This is a genomic window from Caballeronia sp. LZ024 (genome assembly GCF_031451455.1).
In the GTDB taxonomy this organism is placed as follows: Bacteria; Pseudomonadota; Gammaproteobacteria; order Burkholderiales; family Burkholderiaceae; genus Caballeronia; species Caballeronia telluris.
In genome coordinates, this window is sequence record NZ_JARUXL010000003.1 from 721,679 (window position 1) to 743,941 (window position 22,263).

Genomic DNA, 22,263 nt, shown 5'->3' on the forward strand with positions numbered 1-22,263 from the left:
GGATGTTTCGAGACGGGTCGTTCTTTAGTTCATGGCGCTCACGGGTCGTCGGGTGATGAAGGGATCAGGCAAGGAGGCACGCGGCCGCAACCGAGTTCGACAACGTGCGCAGCGCGGGCGTTTCGATGGCGCAGCGCGCTTCGGCGATCGGACAGCGCGTATGGAACACGCAGCCCGACGGCGGACTGATCGGGCTCGGGATATCGCCTGAGAGAATCTGCACGACCTTGCGGCGCTCGATTGCCGGATCAGGCACCGGCACCGCCGAGAGCAACGCGCGCGTGTACGGATGGCGGGGCTCGGCATAGAGTGACTGCTTGTTCGCGAGCTCCATCACGTGGCCGAGATACATGACCATCACGCGATCGGAGATGTGCTTGACCACCGCGAGATCGTGCGCGATGAAGATCAGCGCAAGCCCCATCTCCGATTGCAGCGACTTCAGCAGATTGACGATCTGCGCCTGAATCGACACATCGAGCGCGGACACCGGCTCATCGCACACGACGAGCTTCGGCTCCACGATCAGCGCCCGCGCAATGCCGATGCGCTGGCACTGTCCGCCGGAAAACTCGTGCGCGTAGCGGTTGATCATCTGTTCGCGCAGACCGACCTTCGCCATCATCGCGCGCACGCGCTGCATGGTTTCGTCCTTCGACCTCCCCGGCCGATGCTCGCGCAACGGTTCCGCGATGATCTGCCCGACCGTCATGCGCGGATCGAGCGACGCGAGCGGGTCCTGAAAGATCATCTGGATATCGCGGCGCACGTCGTGCCACGCGCGCGGCGACGCGCCCGAGAGCGTGTTGCCCATCCACACGATCTCGCCTTGCGTCGCGGGAATCAGATTGAGGATCGCGCGCGAAAGCGTCGACTTGCCGCAGCCCGATTCGCCGACCACGCCGAGCGTTTCGCCCGCCTTCAAATCGAAGCTGACGCCATCGACGGCCTTGAGCGTGCGCGACGGCGCCCACGGCAGCCGGCTCTTGGCCTTCACCTTGAAATGCACCTGCACGTCGCGCACGGACAGGATGGTTGCCTCAGACATGACGCGCCTCCTCGTGCAGCGACTTCATCTGTTCGATGGGGCGATAACATGCGCGCAGCCACGCGGCGTCGCCGTGCAGCGGTTCGAGCGCGGGCGCGCCTTCGCCGCAGCGCGCGTTCGCATCGACGCAGCGTTCATGAAACGGACAACCCGGCGGCGGATGCGCCATGTTCGGCGGATTGCCGGGAATGCCCTGCAACGCGGCGCCGTTCTGATCGAGACGCGGCAACGCGCGCAACAGCCCGATCGTGTACGGATGCGATGGCCGCGCGAACAGGTTAGTCGCGCTGCAATGCTCCATCACGCGGCCGCCGTACATCACCATCACCTTCTCGCACAGGCCCGCGACCACGCCGAGATCGTGCGTGATCAGCACGATGGCCGTGCCGAAGTCGTGCTGGAGATTGCGCAGCAGTTGCAGGATCTGCGCCTGCACGGTGACATCGAGCGCGGTGGTCGGCTCGTCGGCGAAGAGCACTTGCGGCTCGCACAGGAGCGCCATCGCGATCATCACGCGCTGGCGCATGCCGCCCGACAACTCGTGCGGATACTGGTCGATGCGATGCGCCGCCTCGGGAATGCGCACGGCTTCGAGCATGCCGATCGCGCGCGTTTTCGCCGCGCGGCGCGTCATGTTCTTGTGCAGTTCCAGCACTTCGGTCATCTGCCGCTCGATCGTCAGATACGGATTGAGCGACGTCATCGGGTCCTGAAAGATCATCGAGAGACGATTACCGCGAATGCGGTTCAGCGCCTTCGCCCGCATCGCGAGCAGATTCTCGCCCTGATATATCGCGCGGCCGCTCGCACGGCCATTGCTCGCGAGCAGACCGAGCATCGCGAGCACGCTCTGACTTTTCCCCGAGCCCGATTCGCCGACGATGCCGAGCGTGTCGCCCTCTTGCAGATCGAAACTCACGCCGTTGACCGCGCGCACGGTGGCGTCGGGCGTTGTGAACGCAACTTCGAGGTCGCTTACCTTGAGCAGAGTCGACATGGGCTCACCGGTCCTTCGGATCGAGCGCATCGCGCAGCCCGTCGCCGACAAAGTTGATGCAATAGAGCGTGACCGACAAGAGCGCCGCCGGGAACAGCAGAATCCACGGCGAGCTTTCCATCACGCCGACGCCATCCTGGATCAGCACGCCCCAGCTCGTCATCGGTTCCTGCACACCGAGCCCGAGAAACGACAGCACGGACTCCGTGAGAATCACGCCCGGCACTGTCACGGTCGTGTAGATCGCGACGATGCCGAGCAGGTTCGGCACGACATGCCGCACGATGATCCCGCTCGTCGAGACGCCGATCGCGCGCGCCGCCTCCACGTATTCCTTCGAGCGGATCGCGAGCGTCTGCCCGCGCACGACGCGCGCCATGTCCATCCACGAGAACACGGTGATCGTGAGCACGACGAGGTAGAACTCGCGGCCGAGCAGCGTGACCATCAGGATCGCGATCAGCAGATAGGGAATCGCGTACATCATGTCGACGAAGCGCATCATCGCGTTGTCGACGCGGCCGCCGACGAAGCCCGCGACCGCGCCCCACACGATGCCGAGCGTCACCGACGTGAGCGTGGCGAGCGCGCCGATCAGAAGCGACACGCGGCCTCCGATCAGGCAACGCACTAGCAGGTCGCGGCCGGTTTCGTCGGTGCCGAACAGATGCCAGTTCGCGAAGGTCGGCGTGGCGCTCATCGCGTTCCAGTCGGCGGAATCGAACGCGTTCGGCAGCAGCATCGGACCGACGATGCACGCAAGCGTGATGAGCGCGAGCAGCACGAGGCTCGCGACGGCCGCCTTGTTGCGCCGAAAGCGCATGCGCGCGTCCTGCCAGGGGCTGCGTCCTTCGACGGGCGCGGCGGCGGCTTTTTCGAGCATCGGCGCGAGAGAAGATTTCATGATGGGTTCGATGCTCAATAGCGAATTTTCGGATCGAGCCACGCGTAGGCGAGATCGACCAGCAGGTTGAGCAGCACGGCCACGACCGTGACGAGCACGACGAGTCCGAGTACCAGGGTGTAGTCGCGATTGGCCGCGCCGTTCACGATCAGCTTGCCGATGCCCGGCAGCGAGAACACCGACTCGGTGACGACCGCCGCCGTGATCGACGCGATCGCGAGCGGGCCGAGCACCGAGACGACCGGGATCAGCGTCGGGCGCAGCGCATGGCGCAGCACGACGGTCCGTCGCGGCAGGCCCTTCGCGAACGCCGTGCGGATGTAGTTGGTGTTCATCACTTCGATCAGGCTTGCGCGCGTGACGCGGCCGACGGTCGCGACGCTGATCATCGTGAGGAGCGTGACCGGCAGCACCATGTAGCGGATGTCGAAGCCATTCCAGCCGCCCGCCGGCAACCATTTCAGCAGGATCGCGAAGACGAGGATCAACACCGGTCCGATCACGAATGAAGGGAACGCGCTGCCCGCGTTGGAGACGAGCATCAGTAAATAATCCACGGGACTGTTGCGATAAAGCGCAGCGAAAATCCCAAGCGACACGCCGATCAGGATCGCAAGCAGCATCGAGATACCGCCGATCGCAAGCGATACCGGCAGCGCCCGCAGCACGAGTTCGTTCACGCTCCAGTCTGCGTAGCGAAACGAAGCGCCGAGGTCGCCGTGCAGAAGGCTGTCGAGATAGAGCAGGTACTGCTTCCAGAGCGGCTCGCCGAGATGGTATTTCGCCTGCAGGTTCGCGAGCACCTCCGCCGACACCTTGCGCTCGCCGTCGAACGGACCGCCGGGCGTCGCGTGCAGCAGCAGATAGCAGACCGTGACGACGAGCAGCAGCGTGGGCAGCGTCAGCAGTACGCGCCTCAGTGTGTAAGACCACATGTTTTTTCTCCTCGCGGATGGCGCCGCACTCGGGCGGCGCCATCGACATCAATGCTTGACGATGTAGAGGTCCTTGCTGTTATAGCGGTCCAGCGGATTCTTCAGCGAGTATCCGCCGACATAGCTCTTCACCAGCCGCACGAGCGTGTATTGCAGGAGCGGCAGCATCGGATAGTCGTCCATTGCAAGCTTGGCCGCCTCGGTTTGCAGTTGCGTGCGCTTCGCCTGATCGGTCGTCGCGTTCGCTTCCTTGATAAGCGCGTCGGCCTTCGGATTGCAGCTGAAGTTGTCATTCTGTTCCGAATTGCACTGCACGAGCGTGAGGAACGTCGTGGCGTCGTTGTAGTCCGCGACCCAGCCGTTGCGGGCAATCTGATAGTCGCCGGAATGACGCTTCTTCAACAGCACCTTGAATTCCATCGCTTCGATCTCGGTATCCAATCCGAGCTTCGTCTTCCATTCCGATGCCGCGAAAATCGCCATCTTCTTGTGATATTCGCTCGTGTTCATCGCGAAACGCAGCTTCGTGCCGGGTTTCACGCCCGCTTCGGCCAGCAGCTTCTTCGCTTCCTCGACGCGCTTTGCCATCGGCCACGACGACCAGTCGTAAGCCGTCACGTCAGCACCCTTGATGCCCTTCGGCATCACGCCGTAGGAGGGAAGCTGGCCGTCGGCGGTCACGCGCTGCGCGAGAAGGTCGCGGTCGATGACCATCGAAAGCGCCTTGCGCACGCGCACGTCCTTCAGGAGCGGGTCCTTATTGTTGAACGAGTAATAGCGCAGGCCGAGTATCGGCGAGTTCTTGATGTCGGCGGGGAATTGCTGCTTGTACTTCGCATAGGTGCCCGACGGCAACTGCATCATGAAGTCGTTCTCGCCCGACTGGAAGAGCTTCAGGTCGCTGTTCTCATCTTCGATCGGCAAATACGTGACCTGCGTCAGCGGCACGCGCGACGCGTCCCAGTAATTCGGGTTCTTGACCAGCACGAGCTTGCTGTTGACCTGCCATTCCTTCAGCACGAACGCCCCGTTGCTCACGAGCTTGCCGGGCTTCGTCCAGTCGCGGCCATACTTTTCGACGGCGGCCTTGTTGACGGGACCGAGCGTCGTGTTCGACACCAGACTGGGCAGAAAGGGCACCGGATACGGCGTCTTCACTTCGAGCGTGTTCGCGTCGATCGCGCGCACGCCGAGTTCGCTCACGGGCTTCTTCCCCGCGATGATTTCGGCGCCGTTCATCAGGAACTTGCCGAACGTCCCGGCGGAAGGCGACGCCAGCTTCGGATCGACGAGACGCTGGCAGCCGTACACGAAATCGTTTGCGGTGACGGCCTCGCCATTGGACCATTTGGCGTTCTTGCGCAGATGGAAGATCCACGTCGTAGGATCTTTTTGCTCCCACTTTTCTGCGACGCCCGGCTGCACGTTGCCTTCGTTGTCGGTGGCGGTGAGACCTTCGAACAGGTCCTCGGACACGTTGTTGGCCGGCACCGATTCCACGAAATTCGGATCGAGCGTTTCGACTTCCGCCGCGTTGTTGCGCACCAGTTCCTGTTTCGCCGCGAGTTGCACGCCCGGCGGGACGGTGGCGGCTTGCGCGCACAGGGCGACGGCGCCGAACGAGGCAGCGAGTATCGCGGAGATGGCGCGGCGACGCGGTGTCGAATTGCCTGAGCGGGAATCGCGCGCGCGATGCGCGGGCTGGATGGCGGGAACGACGAAAAGCGTCATGGGAATCCTCTTGCCTTGTCTCATGTTGTTGTAGCAGGCCGAGCGAAATCGGCCCGATTCATATTGACGGAACGTCGTCTAGCCTTGGCTGGCTAAACTCGACCGAATCGATTCTTAGCCTGCCTAACGTTCCGCCGATGTCGCCTTCTGGCAGTAATTCAGTTTGGCGGCGAGTATTTAACAACAATAAGGCGGAATCCACTCACATGTGCTTATAGGCCATGTGATTTGCGCATACTTGCGACGTTTTCTTGACAAATCGCGCATTCCGTTGTGCTAGCGCCATTTGAGCGGCGCAGTAAGTCTTTGTTTCCTATAAGATTCGAGTCCCGAATTTGCAATCCATGCTTTCAGTCAAGAATGATCCGTTTTCGCCAGATCGAAGCCTTTCGAAGTCTCATCATGACCGGCACGAGTGTCGGTGCCGCACGCAAGATGCACGTCACGCAACCCGCCATCAGCCGCCTGATCGCCGATCTGGAAGCCGACCTCGGCTTTAGCCTGTTCAGTAGAATCGGCGGCCGCCTGAATCCCACGACCGCGGGGCTGCGCTTCTACAAGTCGGTCGAGGAGAATTTCCTCGGGCTGGAGCGGCTCAAGCAGGTCGCCGACATGATCCGCGACGAAGCCTCCGAAGGCCTCACCGTCGCGTGCATGCCGGTGCTCGCGACCACGCTCCTGCCGCCGATCCTCGCGGACTTCGTCGAGCGTCATCCGGGCGTGCCAATTCGCGTCGACTCCGTGAAGGTGCCCGAAGTGCTCGTGAGCCTGCAGAACCACAAGGCCGATGTCGCGATCAGCCAGGCGTTTCCGGCTATCGCGGGCATCGAAGTGCAGACGCTGCTGCGCATGCGTGCGCTATGCGCGATGCCCGCCGGCCATCGGCTCGCGAAAAAGAAAGTGGTGCGCGCGCAGGACCTGCGCGGCGAGCGGATCATCGGCTGGCTGCCGAATTCGCGGCAGGCCTACGAGGCCGAGCAGTCGACCATTTCCGCCGCCGAGGAACGCCCGAACTACACGGTGCTCACCGACACCGCCCATACGCGCTATGCGATGGTCGCGGGCGGGCTCGGCGTGTCGATCGTCGAGCCGTTCGCGGCGAAGGTGTGGCGCGCGCACGGCGTCGTCGTGCGGCCGTTCGAGACGCCCGCCGACTACGCGATCGAATACGAGTACGCGCTCTCGTATCCGAGCAGCGGCATCCGTTCGGATCTGGTCGCGTCGTTCAGGGAGTCGGTGCTGCGCGTCATCGAGCGTTACTCGTTCGACGACTGAGCGCTCGACTCGCGCGTCGTCAGCCTGCGTCGCCGAAAAGATTCTCGGCGCGCACGCGCATCTCTTCCGGCGACACGTCCTCGATATGCGTCGCGATCCACCAGAGATGGCCGAACGGGTCGCGCAGCTTGCCGCCGCGGTCGCCGTAGAACTGGTCCGCGACCGGGCGAACGAGCGTGGCGCCTTCGTCGACGGCGCGTTGCGCGACCGCGTCGACGTCCTCCACGTACAGATGCAGCGTGACGGGCGTGCCGCCGACCGAGAGCGGCCCGCGCACGTCCATTTCGGGAAACTCGTCGGAGAGATAGACGACGTTGCCGCCGATCGACAGTTCCGCGTGCCCGACCCGCCCGCCCGGCGCAGCGAGCCGGAACGCTTCGGTCGCGCCGAACACCTTGGTGTAGAACTCGATCGCGGCAGCGCCGCCCGCTACCGTCATGTAGGGCGTCACGCCGTGGCGGCCCTCGGGAATCGGATCGACCTTCGCATTCATCGCTGTCTCCTGTTCGTTGTCGGATCGCTTGCGTGATGCATTGCAACGCCTTGCTCAACGATCAAGCATAACGCTTTTGCCTAAGGCGAACGGCCCGGCGCAACCCCGATCGCCGATGAATTTTAGGCGCAAATGATAGTCCGACGCGTTATGTGCGTGCAGAATAGGCAGCGACGATTTTTCGAATCGCTCGTCCGCGCATCGCGGTCCGCTTCTCGCGGCGGGCTGTTTTCTTCATCCACGCATCTCGGGAGCACTCATGCACGATCTGAAAGGCAAAACGGTCCTGATCACCGGAGCCAGCACCGGCATCGGCGCGGCGGCCGCGCGCGCGTTCGGCCGCTACGGCGCGAACGTCGCGATTCACTACAACCAGTCGAAGGAAGCCGCCGACGCCGTCGCGCAGGAAGTGCGCGCGCTCGGCGTGAACGCGATCACCGTCGGCGCGGACGTGCGCGACACGAAGGCGATCGACGCCGCCGTCGCGCAAGTCGCCGACGAATTCGGCAAGCTCGACGTGCTCATCAACAACGCGGGCAGCCTCGTGAAGCGCGAGCCGCTGGAAAGCGTGACCGACGAACTCTTCGACGAAGTCCTGCACATCAACGCGCGCTCGGTCGTGGCATTCACGCGCTCGGCGCTGCCGTCGCTGCGCGCCAATGGCGGCGGTTCGATCATCAACGTGACGTCGGTCGCGGCACGCAATGGCGGCGGCCCGGGCGCGCTGCTGTACGCGGCGTCGAAAGGCTTCGTCAGCACGCTCACGAAGGGCATGGCAAAGGAACTCATGGCCGACAAGATCCGCGTGAACGGCGTGGCGCCCGGCGTGATCCAGACGCCGTTCCAGGACCGCTTCACGTCGCCCGAGCAGCTCGAAGCGTTCCGCAAGTCGATTCCGATGGGCTTCATCGGCGAGCCCGACGATTGCAGCGGCGCGTTCCTGTATCTCGCCTCCGAGACGATGTCGCGCTACGTGACGGGCCAGATCATCGACGTGAACGGCGGGCAGCTGATGCCGTAAGCCTCCTGCATTTCCGACGGCGGCCGCGATCATGGTATAAGCCCATCTTCACCGCAAGCCAAGGAGACAGAAGGGATGTCGTCGAAACTGGAACAACGCATGCGCTCATCGGTGCTCGGCGCGGTCGCGGCCGCCGCGCTTTTCGTATCGACGGGCTTCGTCGAGACCACGCCGGCCTACGCAAAAGCCGATACCCAGCCGGCGGTACTCACCGCTTCGGCGGTGGCCGTCGCGGACAAATACGCGGCGACAACCGCCGAGCAAATCTTCAAGCAGGGCGGCAATGCCGTCGATGCGGCCGTCGCCATCGCCTTCACGCTCGCCGTGACGTATCCGGAAGCGGGCAACATCGGCGGCGGCGGTTTCATGACGCTCTACGTCGACCATCGACCGTACTTTCTCGACTATCGCGAGCGCGCGCCGCTCACGGCAACCAAGAACATGTATCTCGACGACAAGGGCGAGGTCATCAAGGGCATGAGCCTGTACGGCCATCGCGCGGTGGGCCTGCCGGGCACGGTCGCGGGCATGTGGGAGGCGCAAAAGCGCTTCGGCAAGCTGAAGTGGAAGCAGGTGCTCGCGCCCGCGATCGCGTATGCGCAGAACGGCTTCGAAGTGGACGACCAGTTGCAGGACCGGCGCGACAAGGCGTCGAAGGAGTTCGCGGGCAAGACTAACTTCGACCTCTACTTCGGCGGCATGAAACAGGGCACGGTCTTCAAGCAGCCGGATCTCGCGGCGACCTTGCAGCGCGTCGCCGACAACGGCGCGAAAGGCTTCTATGAAGGCCGGACGGCCGAACTGATCGCGGCGTCGATGAAGGGCCACGGCCTCATTACCGAGCGCGACCTGAAAGACTACAAGGCGGTGTGGCGCCAGCCGATTCTCGCAAGCTGGAACGGCTATCGGATCATCACCGCGCCGCCGCCTAGCTCGGGCGGCATCGGCCTCGTGCAGTTGCTGAAGATGAAGGCGGACCTGAAGGACAAGTTCGAGAACGTCCCGCTTGATTCGGCGCAGTACATCCACCTCGTCGCGGAAATCGAGAAGCGCGTGTTCACGGACCGCGCGCAGTATCTCGGAGACCCCGACTTCTACAAGGTGCCGGTCGCGCAGCTCACCAACGACGACTACATCCTGAAGCGCGCGCAGGAAGTGAATCCCGACACGCCTTCCGACACCAAGAGCGTGCAGCCGGGGCTCGGCACCACGATGCCCGAGAAGGCCGAGACGACGCACTACTCCGTCGTCGACAAATGGGGCAACGCGGTATCGAACACGTACACGATCAACGGCTACTTCGGCTCGGGCGTCGTCGCGGAAGGCACGGGCATCGTGCTGAACGACGAAATGGACGACTTCTCGTCGAAGCCGGGCGTCGCGAACATGTTCGGCGTGGTCGGCAGCGATGCCAACGCCATCGCGCCGAAGAAGCGCCCGCTCTCGTCGATGACGCCGACCATCCTCACGAAGGACGACAAGGTCGCGATGGTCATCGGCACGCCGGGCGGTTCGCGCATCTTCACGTCGATCTTCCAGGTGCTCTCCAACGTATACGACTTCTCGATGCCGCTGCCGGAAGCCGTCGGCGCGACGCGCTTTCATCATCAGCTCTTGCCACCGAACACGATCTATCAGGAGCCGTACCACGCGCTCGATCCGGAAGTGGTGAAAGCGCTCGAAGCGAAGGGCTACACGTTCACGATGCAGGGATTCAACGGCGACATCCAGGCGATCCGCATCGACGGCGATACGCCCGAGCCGATGTCCGATCCGCGCGGACGAGGCGTATCGCGCGTGTTCCGGTGATTTTGTCCACGTAAACCCCGACGTTCGCAGCAAGGCCAGGCCGCGCGCCTGGCCTTTTTTCATTGGGGTTTGCATCGGGGGCATCGGCCGCTAGCGCCCGCCCCGCAAGACTTATAAGGATGCCGGCATGCGCGGCATGCCTTTTTTGAGATTGGATCGTGACTTGTGTTCCCCTAGTCTCTGTCCTGACCGAGTCCAGCCCTGCTGCTGGCGCGGATCGAACCCAAAACTACACAGACGAGACGACCCTGACGACGGCCCCGCGCGCTTGTCTGCGCCCGGAACCAGCCGTTTCAGCGTGCTGATAAAGGAGCAGCTCATGATGGAATCCCCCGCCCGGCCGCTGGCCGACATCACATCAATCGATCGCGAGGAATCCGTGGAGTCCGCCGAACGCGGCGGCTTCATCGACCGCTATTTCGGCATTTCCGCTCGCGGCAGCACGCAACGACGCGAAGTCGTCGCCGGCATAACGACGTTTCTTGCGATGGTCTATTCGGTGTTCGTCGTGCCGGGCATGCTCGGCAAGGCGGGCTTCGACACGAGCGCCGTGTTCGTCGCCGTGTGCCTCACGACTGCATTCGGCTCGCTCCTGATGGGCGTCTGGGCGCGCCTGCCGATCGCGATCGGCTGCGCGATCTCCCTCACCGCGTTCACGGCGTTCGGCCTCGTGCTCGGCAAGGGACTTTCGCCGGCGGTCGCGCTGGGCGCGGTATTCCTGATGGGCCTCGTGTTCACCGCGATCTCCGTCACCGGCGTGCGCTCGTGGATCCTGCGCAATCTGCCGACGGGCGTCGCGCATGGCACGGGCATCGGCATCGGCCTGTTCCTTTTGTTGATCGCGTCGAACGATGTCGGGCTGATCGTCAAGAATCCCGCGCCGGGCATGCCGGTGTCGCTCGGGCACATCAACGCGTTCCCGGTGATGATGTCGATTCTCGGGCTCGCCGCGATCTTCGGTCTGGAGCGCCGGCGCGTGCCGGGCGGCATTTTGCTGGTGGTGGTCGGCCTGTCGGCGATCGGCCTCGCCTTCGATCCGTCCGTGCGCTTTCACGGCATCTTTGCGCTGCCTTCGCTGTCTGCACCGGGCCATGCTTCGCTGATCGGCGCGATGGACATCAAGGGCGCGCTGTCGATGGCGGTGCTGCCGAGCGTGCTCGCCCTCGTGATGACAGCGGTCTTCGATGCCACCGGCACGATCCGCGCGGTCGCGGGCCAGGCGGGCCAGATCGACGAAAACGGCCGCATCGTGAACGGCGGCCGCGCGCTGACGGCGGATTCGATCAGCTCGATCTTCTCGGCGTGCTTCGGCGGCGCGCCGGCGGCGGCCTACATCGAGTCGTCGGTGGGCGTGGCGGCGGGCGCGAAGACGGGCCTCGCGGCCGCGGTGGTCGGCGCGCTCTTTCTGGCGGTGATGTTCCTCTCGCCGCTCGCGGGACTCGTGCCTTCCTACGCGACGGCGCCCGCGCTAATGTATGTCGGCCTGCTGATGCTCGGCAACGTGAGCAAGCTCCACATGGACGATACCGTCGATGCGATGTCGGGCCTCGTCTGCGCGGTGTTCATCGTGCTCTCGGCGAACATCGTGACGGGCATCATGCTCGGCTTCAGCACGCTCGTGATCGGGCGGGTCGTCGCGGGGGAATATCGCAAGCTGAACGTGGGGACCGTGCTGATCGCGCTCGTGCTCGCGGTGTTCTATCTTGGCGGATGGGCCATTTAGGCGATGATGCGACGACGGGGCGCGCGTCGGGTGCGTTTGATTGCATCCGGTTCGTGCGCTCCGTCGAAATGCTGTAAAGAAGTTGCTTCACCCCACGCCAAGCAACCCGCGCTTCGCGAGATTCCCGTACAACGCGCGCACGCCGAACGTCCACGGTTCGATCTCGGTCGAGAGCCGCACGGTATTGACGAGCGCGCCTAGTTGCGGCGTCGAAATGACGACGCGGTCGCCGAGGTGGTGCGTAAATCCGCCGCCCTCCGTGTCGCGATCCTTGATCGGCGAGAACATCGTGCCGAGGAACAGCATGAATCCGTCCGGATACTGATGATGCGCGCCGCAGGTCTGCGCGACGAGGTCGGCCGGGTCGCGGCTGATCTCGCTCATGTGGCTCACGCCGTCGAGCACGAAGTCGTCGTCCGTGCCCTCGACGCGCAACGAAACGCTCGACGCGCGCACGGTATCGAGCGTAAACGTGTCGTCGAAGAGACGCACGAACGGGCCGATCGCGCACGAGCCGTTGTTGTCCTTGCACTTGCCGAGCAGCAGCGCCGAGCGGCCTTCGATGTCGCGCAGATTCACGTCGTTGCCGAGCGTCGCGCCGACGATCTCGCCTCGGCTGTTCACCGCGAGAACGATCTCCGGCTCGGGATTGTTCCAGGTCGATGCCGCGAGCAAACCGACATCGGCGCCGAAACCGACCGCCGACATCGGCTGCGACTTCGAGAACACCTCGGCGTCCGGACCGATGCCCACTTCCATGTATTGCGACCACGCGCCGCGCCGCTCCAGTTCGGCCTTGAGCTTCATTGCCGCTTCGGAGCCGGGCTCGATCTTCGAGAGATCCGTGCCGATCGTCGCGGCGATCATCTCGCGCACTTCGCGCGCCTTGGCCGGATCGCCGCCCGCCTGCTCTTCAATCACGCGCTCGATCAGACTCACCGCGAAGGTCACGCCGCACGCCTTGATCGCCTGCACGTCGCAGGGCGCGAGGAGCCGCACGGCGGGCGTCGCGGCGCCGGGCACGTTTGCGGCCATCAATGCGTCGACGCGTCCGAGCGACTCGCCGGGCGCCGTGCGCGCGACGCGGGCCGCATCCGCGCGTTCGAAGAGATCGGCGGTGGTCGGCACGGCCGACGTGATGTCGAACACTTCGCCGCCGCGCACGGCCACGACGCACGGGCCTTCGAAGCGGTCGGTCTTGCGCCATACCCGGCCGACGAGCAGCGCCTGGTCGAGATCGTCAGGGAGGAAACTGGGTTCGGATGTCGCGGACATGAAGAGATATTCCGATGAAGTGGGTTCAGTGCGAATGGCGCGGGTTGCCGCGCTCGGCGATCACTTTCAGATACAGCGTCGCGGGTTCGAGGCAGCCGCCCGTCGAAAGCTGGCCGACCGTCTGCCGGTACAGTTCCTGCCACGGCGTCTGCGCAGGCGGAAACTCGAAGTGCATCGTGGCGCGCCGTTTGTCGAGCTCGTCTTCGTCGATGAGCACGTTCACGCTGCGCGCGTTCAGATCGACGCGAATGCGGTCGTTCGTGCGCAGCAGCGACAGCCCGCCGCCGACGGCCGCTTCCGGCGACATGTTGAGAATCGACGGACTCGCGGACGTGCCGCTTTGCCGGCCGTCGCCCATCGTCGGCAGCGACGTGATGCCCTCTCTCACGAGCGCGGCGGGCGGCGCCATGTTGACGACTTCGGCGCTGCCCGGATAGCCGACCGTGCCCACGCCGCGAATCACGAGAATGCAGTGCTGGTCGATGTCGAGCGACGGATCGTTGATGCGCGCGTGATAGTCCTCGGGACCATCGAAGACGATGGCGCGCGCTTCGAAGGTGTTCTCCGCGCCCGGCTCGCTCAGATAAGTCTGCTGAAACGCCTCGCCGACGACCGACATCTTCATGATCGCGCTGTCGAAGAAATTGCCCGACAGCACGATAAAACCCGCGCCGTGCTTGAGCGGCTCGGCGGCGGTCATGATGACGTCGCCGTCCGCCTCGGGCGCCGCGTCGGCAATCTCACCGATGCTCTTGCCCGACACGGTCGGACATTCGCGATGCACGAGACCGGCGTTAGCCAGTTCGCGCAGCACGGCCGGCACGCCGCCCGCACGGTGGAAACTTTCGCCGAGATACTCGCCGGCCGGCATGCAGTTCACGATCAGCGGAACGTCGACGCCAACGTGCTGCCAGTCGTCGAGACTCAGTTCGATGCCCATGTGCCGCGCAATCGCGATCAGATGCGGCGGGCAGTTGGTCGACGCGCCGAGCGCCGACGCCACCACGATCGCGTTCTCGAAAGCCGCTTTCGTCATGATCTGCGACGGGCGCACGTCCTCGCGCACGAGGTCGACGATGCGCTTGCCGGTTACGTAAGCCATCTGCCCGCGTTCGCGATACGCCGCCGGAATGCTCGCGCATCCGGGCAGCGACATGCCGAGCGCTTCGGCAAGGCTGTTCATCGAAAGCGCGGTGCCCATCGTGTTGCAATGGCCGATGGAAGGCGACGAGGCCGTCGTCAGTTCCATGAAGCCTTCGTAGTCGATTTCGCCCGTCGCCAGCAGATTGCGCGCGTGCCAGATGACCGTGCCCGAGCCGACGCGCTTGCCCTGATGCCAGCCGTCGAGCATCGGACCGCCCGAGAGCACGATGGCCGGCATGTCAACGGTGGCCGCCGCCATCAGGCACGCGGGCGTGGTCTTGTCGCAGCCGGTGGTCAGCACCACGCCGTCGAGCGGAAAGCCGTGCAGAATCTCCACGAGCCCGAGGTACGCGAGATTGCGATCGAGCGCGGCGGTCGGACGGCGGCTCTGCTCGGCGAGCGGATGCATCGGGAATTCCATCGGGATGCCGCCCGCGTCGCGGATGCCCGCCTTCGTGCGCGCGGCGAGTTCGATGTGATGGCGGTTGCACGGCGCGAGATCGCTGCCCGTCTGCGCAATGCCGATAATCGGGCGGCCCGACTGCAATTCCTCACGCGTCAGGCCGTAGTTCATGAAGCGCTCGACGTAGAGCGCGGTCATGTCGGCGTGGGCGGGATCGTCGAACCATTCCTGGCTGCGCAGGCGCCGGGCGCCGCGCGGTGTGCTGGGCTGGGACATCGTGCTCATCTCCATGAGTTGTTTTCCGACGACGCATCGAGTGCGTTCGTTCGACTCCGGCAGTTTTTCGTTACCGGTAACATTTTTCCAATGTTAGCACGCGGCGTCGCGCGGCTTCACCAGTTTAGGCGCTTTCCCGAGGGATCACCGTGTAGTCGATGTTCACTTTCGTGGACGCGTGCGCCGGCGGGCGATCGCCGTTCAGTGCGGCGAGCAGCGTTTCGCCGGTGCGAAAGCCGATGCCGTGCGCATCGACGGAGACGGTCGTGATCGTCGGATGCGAGCACGCGGACACTTCGAAGTTGCCGAATCCCGCGACGGCAATGTCGCCGGGCACGCAGAGGCCGCGCCGGTGGCACTGCATGATCGCGCCGAACGCGGACATGTCGCTCACGCACATGACGGCGTCCGTGTCGGGCCACTGATCGAGGAGCGCATCGAGCGCGGGCGCGCCGTGACTCATCGTGACCGGCGAATCGCCCAGCCGCACGACGCGCGGTTCGCCGAGCGCGAGCGCCCGAATCTCCTGCCGATACCCCTTCAGCCGCTCCAGACCGCGCCGGTCGAAATCGCCCGCGCCGCCGATGAAGCCGATCCGCCGGTAACCGCGCGCGGCGAGATAGCGCACCATCTCCCGCGCGGCTTTCGCATTCGAAAAGCCCACGGCCGCGTCGATCGGATCGGCCGGCAGGTCCCACATTTCGACCACCGGAATGCCCGAGCGCAGCAGCAGCGCGCGCGTCGCGGCGGTGTGCTGCGCCCCAGTGAGCGCGACGCAGCGCGGCTGATGCCGGAGCATCGAGCGCACGAGCCGTTCTTCGCGATCGAGGTCGTAATCGGTGTCGCCGAGCAGCAGCTGGAGGCCGTGCGGTTCGAGCGCTGCGGTCAGGCCGCGGACGGTATCGGAGAAATTGGAACTGGCAAGCGACGGCACCAGCACGGCGACGAACTCCGAGCGCCCCGAGGACAGCGCGCCAGCGGCGGCATCGGCGACGTATCCGAGTTCGTCGATGGCTTGCTGCACGCGCTCGCGCGTCGCGGGTGCGACGCTGTGTCCCGCAAGCACGCGCGAAACCGTCATCTTCGATACGCCGGCGAGACGCGCGACGTCGGACATGCGCGCCGGCGCGCTCGGGACGACGGATTGACGCGCGGCGTCGACGGAGGTGCTGAAGTTGCCCATCGGGGAAATTTTGGTCCGGATCGTGAGTGAAGGCCTGCCCGTCATGATACGGCAGGCCTCATTCACGGCTCCTGCCGCGTCCGCGAGCCAAAAAAAAGGGCCGCAACACACGTTGCGGCCCTTTTACGTCTCACGACGATTTTCTCTCGATCCAGCCAGCAGCGGCGCCAGGCCGCTACGGCTTACTTGCGACGATAAGCGTCGACGAGGATTTCGCAGTTCTGGACATGCAGGTCGAGCGCGCGATTCCATTCGCGACGCGTGACGGCCATGGCATTGCGCAGCCAGGAGCCGAAGGAAACGAGAATCGAGGTTTGAGCGGTGGTCTTCATGGCGGTTATCCGGGTAAGTAGCTAAGGGATAACCCTGATAATACTCCTTTTATGCTGCAGCGCAACCTATCTTTAAAAAACAACAGCGTCCAATGGGTTGTTTTGCAACGAAATTTGGGACCTTTCGTCTGCCGAACGCTCTCACTTCATCTTTGAAATTATTGCCGTCGCCGGGTCGTAGCGGTATCCCTTCTGAGCAAGCTGTTGCGCCATCTTCTCGCCGATCAGACTCTGCTGCGCCTCCCGGAACACCAGTTCGTGATCCGGTTTCAGCCGTTCCAGTTCGGAGGAGAGCTTTCGCATGAGCGCGACCTCGCCGACGCTTCGCGCGTTGATGATCAAGTTCTCCTCGTTCGCCTGTTCGAGCCGCTGCTTGAGATCCTTCGCATACGACACCCACTGTTCGGCCTTGGTGCGCAGATCGCCATACGCCTTCTCATGCGCCCTGGCCTGCGCCGTCACCTGACGCTGCAACGCGATGACCTCATCGGCACTCGCGCCGCCGACGGCCCGAATCTCTATCTCGCGGCCAGGCACGCTTTTAAGCGCGGCATCGGCGTGCTCCCGCTTTGCGAGGCGGTGTTCCAGTTCGGCGGCATGAAGCTCCGCGGCATCCGCGCGTTCCCTTGCGGCGGCGACCTCTTGCGCGACGGCCCGCAACTCGGCGCCTGCCGCCGCGTCGTGCCCGTTCAGCGCCGCGATTTGCTCACGGGCCTGCCCGAGTTCGCGCGTAACGCGCTCCAGCTCCTCAATCCGGACCGATGCTTCTTCGACCCGCGACGCGGCGGATTTGCGCTCGTCGGCAAGCGCGTCGCGCGACGCCTGAAGTTCCGCTGCCATTGCGCGATGAGCCGACTCCCGTTCGGTTTCCACCACGGCGCGTTCGGCGAGGCGCTCTCCCGCCTGCGCGGCCGCCGCTTCCGCGGCTTGCGCGCGCGAAGAAGCCGCGCTTGCTTCATGGGTCCATCGCTCGACCTCTTCCGACTTCGCCTGACACGCGGCGCCGAGCGTGGCAATTTCCTGCCGCGCTTCGTCGCGCTCCTGAGTCGTCCGGGCCAACTCGTCGTTCTTGCTCGCGACCAGGGCACCCAACTCATCGTGCGCCTGGGCGAGGCGTTCGAGTTCGTTGAGGCGCGTTGCCGCGTCGTCGATGTGCGCAGCGTTCGCCGCGCGTTCGGCTTCAAGCGCGCCGCGCGCTGCTTCCAGTTGGGATTCGAGCTCGGAGACTTTCGCGAGTGCCTCGCTGGCCTGTGCCGCGGCCGCCTCGGCGGCTTCCGCGCGGGAAGTCGCCGCGCTCGCCTCTTCCGACTTCGCCTGCCACGCGGCGTGGAGCGTGGCAATTTCCTGCCGCGCTTGGTCGCGCTCCCGAAGGGCCGCTGCCAGTTCGTCGTTCCTGCTCGCGGTGACCGCGCTCAATGCCTCATGCGCCTGGGTGAGGCGCCCGAGTTCGTCGACGTGGGCGTCGCTCGCCACGCGTTCGACGTCAAGCGCGCTGCGTGCAGCGTCCAGTTCCGATTCGAGCGCGCGGATCCTCGCGAGCCCATCGCTCACCTGCGACGCGGCCGCCGCCTCGGCGGCTTCCGCGCGGGAAGTCGCCGCGCTTGCCTCTTGGCTCCATCGCTCGACCTCTTCCGACTTCGCCTGACACGCGGCGCCGAGCGTGGCAAGCTCCTGTTGCAAGCCGTCGCGTTGCTCGCTGACGCGCGCCATCTCGTCGTTCCTGTTCGAGATTTCGGCGATCAATCCCTCCTGCGCCCGGCGCTGCTCGTCGATCGACGCGCGGGCGGCCTGCAGGCCGTCTTCCGCCGAGACAACGCGCTGGAGCAGTTCGGCCGCTCGAGCCTCAGCCGCTTCCCCGCGCGCGTTGGCCGCCGCGAGCGCGTTTTCAAGCGCGCGAACCGAGTCTTCGGAAGCACGCGAGCGCTCCGTCGCGAGGGCAAGATCGCGGCGGTCCTGGGCCGCTTGCTCGTGCGTCTTCTGATACGCGCCGAGCGCTTCATCCCGCTCGGCAAGGATCGAAGCGAATTGATCGCTCAATGCGTGCATGCGCTGATTCAGCACGCGCTCGGCGTCTTCGCGCGAAGCTGCCCACAAGCGTCTCGCGGCCTCCATGAGCGTTCCGGCGATCTCTTCCGGCACTTCGGCCGCCGGTTGGACTTGCGACGCGGGAGGCTGCTTCGCCGCCTGCCATCGCTGCAACGCCGCGGCAATCTCGACGATCGATCCGGTATTGAGTTCCGACCAAACGGTCACGGGAGATACTCGACGCCCTTCGTCGATCATGCGATCCGCGATCGAAGCGATGTATTCGTCGGTCATGCTGGCTGCGTCTTCGGACATAGGCGCCTCGGAAATCAGTGTGGCAGACTTGAACTGAAGTTGGTCTATACGTTACTACACTGTCCGCACTCCCCGTTGTGCTGCGGGAGCGAAGCGCAGGCGGGCCTTGCGGCCGCGAGTGGCGCAGGTTTCGCGCGGGTTTCGCGCGCGCTGGTTGCGCAAAACCGTATCTGGAGGCAATCGATGTCGGAAGAAGAAATTCGCAGGCGCTCAATGCGCACTGGGATGCGTCATCAAAGGGCGACCTCGACGCAGAACATGAAATCTACGATGACGATGCCGTCTGCGATTATCCTCAATCAGGTGAGCGGATCGTCGGGCGAAGCAACTTGCAGGCGCTGCGCGGTCATCATCCGGACAAACCATCGGGCTTCGACGTCAGGCGAATTCTGGGCAAGGGCGAACTCTGGATCACCGAATACACGATCGCATACACGGGGCGGACGTCATGCGTCGTGAGCATCATGGAGTTCCGCAACGGCAAAGTCGTTCATGAGACGCAGTATTTTTCGGATCCCTTCGAGGCGCCGAAGTGGCGCAGTCAATGGGTCAAGCCCGCCGCGTGATGCGGCGTGGCTCGGTCGCCGATCCTCTTGTCCGAAATGGCAGGTCGTATCCGCGCATCATGTTGGCGGATTTCGTGGACATGCGTCGCGTGCGGCTTTCGGATCGTCTGCTATAACCTTACGTGAGCCCTTGTCCGGCACGCGACGCCACCCGCTTCGCTGGTAAAAGCACCGCCTGCCTCATTCGCGGGAGAATCGAGAATGACGCACGTCCGATCAAATGCGGCGCTGCCCCGTCGCGCGCACCGTCTGCCCGACGCATCGCACCGGCTCTTCTTTCTCGCCCATTTCACGTCGATAAGCATCGCGGCGACCGCACACGCCGCCGGACCGCTTCCTCAAGGCGGCAACTTCGTCGCGGGCGCCGGCACGATTCGCACGCAAGGCGGCACGCTCGACATCAAGCAAAGTTCGCCACGCGCCGTCATCGACTGGCGCAGCTTTTCCATCGGCAGAGGCAATAGCGTGAATGTCGACAACGGCTCGGGCGCAACCCTCAGCCGCGTGAGCGGTGCGGCCGGGTCGCTGATCGACGGCAGGCTCAGCGCGACAGGCAGCTTTTATCTCGTCAATCCGCAAGGCGTGCTGATCGGCCCGAGCGGAATCGTCACGACCGGCGGGCGCTTCGTCGCCTCTGCGCTCGATATCGACGGCAACGCATTCATGAAGGGCGGCGCCCTCATCCTCGATGGCGACGGGTGCGGTGCCGTCGTCAATCTGGGCGCGATCAGTTCGAGCGGCGGCGATGTATTCCTCATCTCGCGCACGACGACGGCCAACGCAGGCTCGATCGACGCGCCGCGCGGCACGGCCGAGCTTGCCGCGGGCGGCGAAGTGCTGCTGAAGGATTCGGCGAGCGGACCGCAAGTGTTTGTACGGGCGGGCAGCCACGGGAACGTCATCGACAAGGGCACGATCGCCGCCGCACAGATCAGCCTGCAGGCCGCCGACGGCAACGTCTTCGCGCTCGCCGGGAAGCACGGCGAGCTTCGCGCCACCGGAACGACGCAACGCGACGGACACGTCTGGCTCGTCGCGGACAAAGGCGAAGTGAGTACGCACGGGCATATCGTTGCGTCGAATGCGGACGGCACGGGCGGCACGGTCGAGTTTCAGGCGCGCACGCTCGATCTCGACTACGTGTCCGTCGACGCCGCACAGTGGCACTTGCGCACGCCTTCGTTCATCGCGGGTCCCCATAAAGCGTCGACGATCGCGCGCAACCTGTCGCGCGGCACGTCGGTCACGGTCGACGCCGCCGATCCGCATGGCGACATCGCCGTGCTGTCGGATCTCAGATGGAGCGGCAACGCGTCGCTCGCGCTCAACGCCGGACGCAGCGTGTGGATCGGCCGGAACGTCGCGGTCGCCAATGCCGGCGGCGGCAACCTGACCTTGCGCGCGGACGCTCCCGGCGTCGACAACGGTGGCAGCGTGATCAATCGTGGCCTGATCGACTGGTCGAAGAGCACGGGCACCGTCGCGGCGCTCTATGACATGAACGGCCGCTATGCGGCGGGCCACACACGCGTCAATCCCGACTGGCATGCGGCGCCCTATAGCGGTCTGCGAACGCAACTGACAGCCTACAAGCTGATCAACTCGATCGCCGACCTGAAGCGAATCTCCTCCGATCTCTCCGGCGTCTATGCGCTGGGCAAGGACATCGCGCCAGCCGAGGGCGAAAGTGGCCGCGTGCGGATCGCCACGGCAACCGACTCGACGTTCAAGGGACAACTCGACGGCATGGGCCATGAAATCAGCGGGCTTTCGCTGCTGCCGCTGCTGGACAACGGATCGCACGACGACTACGGCGCGCTGTTTCCAACGATCGGAAAAAGCGGGATCGTGCGCAACATCGGTATCGTGGATTCGGGGGCGGGCGCGATCAACTCACCGATCGCCCTGCTCGCCGGCGATAACCAGGGGCTGATCGTCAACGTGCATGCGACGGGGTCGGTCATCTCGGACGGCATCGCGACGTCGGGTGGCGGCGGACTCGTGGTGAGTAACGACGGCGTCATCGCGCGATCGTCGGTTAGCGCCAGCTTCGGCTATCAGGGATCGTTCGGCGGGATGGCTCAGAGCAACGGCGGATTGATCGTCCAATCGTTCGCGGACAGCGACATTCTCGGCGGGACGCATTCGTATGGCGGCGGTCTCGTGAACAGCAACTCGGGAACCGTCAGGCAATCGTACGCAACCGGTTTGATCGGCACGCTGGAGAACGGCGGGATCGCGGACTACAACTCGGGACGGATCGAACAGTCATTCGTCACCGCGCACGTTGGGCCAGGCGGCTATCCGTCGGGCGCCATCGCGGCCGGTAACTACGGAACCATCACCGCCGACGTGTTCTGGGACCGGACGGCGACAGGCCACGACAATGGCGTCGGCAGTGGCACGCTGATGCCCGCAGCCAATGGCTTGACGTCGGCACAAATGCGCAATCCTGCGTCCTTCGGACCCACTTGGGACTTCGGTTCAAACGGCGTCTGGGCCATGCCGGCAGGCGCGACGCATCCAGTCTTGAAATGGCAGCTCGCGCAGTGATCGTTGCAGATCGGCACGAGGACGCGCGCCACGTTACGGAATTCATTTGCCGCGTTGCAGCATGGAAGTTCGGATCGACTAGGTACAAATCCGCGTTCGCACTGGTCCGAACTTCGCTATTCTTGTACTGCTTTCTGTATCCTTACATTGACTCTGTATTCTTCCAGCAGCCTCCAAACGGCCGGAGCCCGGTCAGGAGGCAGGAGAGCCTACGCAGAAACGTAGCGTGGTAATTCCGAGGGATTTTCGTATGTGC

At 64.5% G+C, this 22,263-nt stretch carries 17 protein-coding genes and 1 pseudogene; 6 read left to right on the plus strand and 12 right to left on the minus strand.

Translation table 11 applies throughout. From position 1 onward, the window contains the following. Window positions 1–64 precede the first annotated feature (64 nt). From oppF to QCE48_RS20820, 5 genes are read right to left on the minus strand one after another with little or no spacing between them, the layout of a single operon-like run. Window positions 65–1,048, minus strand: a complete 984-nt coding sequence (oppF, locus tag QCE48_RS20800) for a murein tripeptide/oligopeptide ABC transporter ATP binding protein OppF (protein WP_309783863.1) — start codon at window positions 1,046–1,048, stop codon at window positions 65–67. Continuing rightward, window positions 1,041–2,045 carry an oligopeptide/dipeptide ABC transporter ATP-binding protein gene (locus QCE48_RS20805; RefSeq protein ID WP_309783864.1) on the minus strand — a complete coding sequence of 335 codons (1,005 nt, stop codon included), beginning with the start codon at window positions 2,043–2,045 and terminating at the stop codon, window positions 1,041–1,043. Before QCE48_RS20805 ends, oppF begins: the two co-directional genes overlap by 8 nt. A gap of 4 nt (window positions 2,046–2,049) precedes the next feature. Then, complete coding sequence (locus QCE48_RS20810) at window positions 2,050–2,949, minus strand: ABC transporter permease subunit (protein WP_404982335.1); 900 nt, start codon at window positions 2,947–2,949, stop codon at window positions 2,050–2,052. A gap of 14 nt (window positions 2,950–2,963) precedes the next feature. Further along, window positions 2,964–3,884 (minus strand): ABC transporter permease subunit, encoded by a 921-nt coding sequence (locus QCE48_RS20815; RefSeq protein ID WP_309783865.1) that lies wholly within the window; start codon window positions 3,882–3,884, stop codon window positions 2,964–2,966. Window positions 3,885–3,932: 48 nt separating this feature from the next. Next, window positions 3,933–5,615, minus strand: coding sequence for a peptide ABC transporter substrate-binding protein (locus tag QCE48_RS20820; protein WP_309783866.1), 1,683 nt, complete (start codon window positions 5,613–5,615; stop codon window positions 3,933–3,935). A 402-nt stretch (window positions 5,616–6,017) separates the two neighbouring features. On the opposite strand from QCE48_RS20820, the gene QCE48_RS20825 reads away from it, so the two are divergent. Next, entirely contained in the window at window positions 6,018–6,890 is an 873-nt protein-coding gene (locus QCE48_RS20825) for a LysR substrate-binding domain-containing protein (RefSeq protein WP_404982338.1), read from the plus strand. Between the two features lie 19 nt (window positions 6,891–6,909). Here QCE48_RS20825 and QCE48_RS20830 read toward each other — a convergent pair whose 3' ends face one another. Next, window positions 6,910–7,383 (minus strand): VOC family protein, encoded by a 474-nt coding sequence (locus tag QCE48_RS20830; RefSeq protein ID WP_309783868.1) that lies wholly within the window; start codon window positions 7,381–7,383, stop codon window positions 6,910–6,912. 259 nt (window positions 7,384–7,642) lie between these two features. On the opposite strand from QCE48_RS20830, the gene QCE48_RS20835 reads away from it, so the two are divergent. The 3 genes from QCE48_RS20835 (at window position 7,643) to QCE48_RS20845 (ending at window position 11,936) form a co-directional block, all read left to right on the plus strand. Beyond that, window positions 7,643–8,404 carry an SDR family NAD(P)-dependent oxidoreductase gene (locus QCE48_RS20835; protein ID WP_309783869.1) on the plus strand — a complete coding sequence of 254 codons (762 nt, stop codon included), beginning with the start codon at window positions 7,643–7,645 and terminating at the stop codon, window positions 8,402–8,404. A 75-nt stretch (window positions 8,405–8,479) separates the two neighbouring features. Next, the gene (gene ggt, locus QCE48_RS20840; protein ID WP_404982340.1) at window positions 8,480–10,213 is read left to right on the plus strand and encodes a gamma-glutamyltransferase; all 1,734 of its coding nucleotides are present in this window, start codon (window positions 8,480–8,482) and stop codon (window positions 10,211–10,213) included. 319 nt (window positions 10,214–10,532) lie between these two features. Next, window positions 10,533–11,936 (plus strand): NCS2 family permease, encoded by a 1,404-nt coding sequence (locus QCE48_RS20845; protein WP_309783870.1) that lies wholly within the window; start codon window positions 10,533–10,535, stop codon window positions 11,934–11,936. 87 nt (window positions 11,937–12,023) lie between these two features. Here QCE48_RS20845 and QCE48_RS20850 read toward each other — a convergent pair whose 3' ends face one another. The 6 genes and pseudogenes from QCE48_RS20850 to QCE48_RS20875 all read right to left on the minus strand — a co-directional run. Next, window positions 12,024–13,211, minus strand: coding sequence for a fumarylacetoacetate hydrolase family protein (locus QCE48_RS20850; protein WP_309783871.1), 1,188 nt, complete (start codon window positions 13,209–13,211; stop codon window positions 12,024–12,026). Window positions 13,212–13,236: 25 nt separating this feature from the next. Next, window positions 13,237–15,033 carry an IlvD/Edd family dehydratase gene (locus QCE48_RS20855; RefSeq protein WP_309783872.1) on the minus strand — a complete coding sequence of 599 codons (1,797 nt, stop codon included), beginning with the start codon at window positions 15,031–15,033 and terminating at the stop codon, window positions 13,237–13,239. 124 nt (window positions 15,034–15,157) lie between these two features. Then, window positions 15,158–16,150, minus strand: coding sequence for a LacI family DNA-binding transcriptional regulator (locus QCE48_RS20860; RefSeq protein WP_309785036.1), 993 nt, complete (start codon window positions 16,148–16,150; stop codon window positions 15,158–15,160). Window positions 16,151–16,398: 248 nt separating this feature from the next. Further along, window positions 16,399–16,548: a hypothetical protein gene (locus tag QCE48_RS20865; protein ID WP_159462911.1), complete on the minus strand. Its 150-nt coding sequence runs from the start codon at window positions 16,546–16,548 to the stop codon at window positions 16,399–16,401. Between the two features lie 141 nt (window positions 16,549–16,689). Then, entirely contained in the window at window positions 16,690–18,021 is a 1,332-nt protein-coding gene (locus tag QCE48_RS20870; protein WP_309794311.1) for an ATPase, read from the minus strand. Between the two features lie 549 nt (window positions 18,022–18,570). Then, window positions 18,571–18,888 (minus strand): annotated as a pseudogene (locus QCE48_RS20875) (DNA-binding protein); the annotation flags it as partial. Window positions 18,889–18,965: 77 nt separating this feature from the next. On the opposite strand from QCE48_RS20875, the gene QCE48_RS20880 reads away from it, so the two are divergent. Together QCE48_RS20880 and QCE48_RS20885 are read left to right on the plus strand one after the other, a co-directional pair. Further along, the gene (locus tag QCE48_RS20880; RefSeq protein ID WP_309783874.1) at window positions 18,966–19,454 is read left to right on the plus strand and encodes a nuclear transport factor 2 family protein; all 489 of its coding nucleotides are present in this window, start codon (window positions 18,966–18,968) and stop codon (window positions 19,452–19,454) included. Window positions 19,455–19,655: 201 nt separating this feature from the next. Next, a complete protein-coding gene (locus tag QCE48_RS20885) occupies window positions 19,656–22,007 on the plus strand; it encodes a filamentous hemagglutinin N-terminal domain-containing protein (RefSeq protein WP_309783875.1) in 2,352 nt (783 codons plus the stop codon). Window positions 22,008–22,263: the final 256 nt, after the last annotated feature.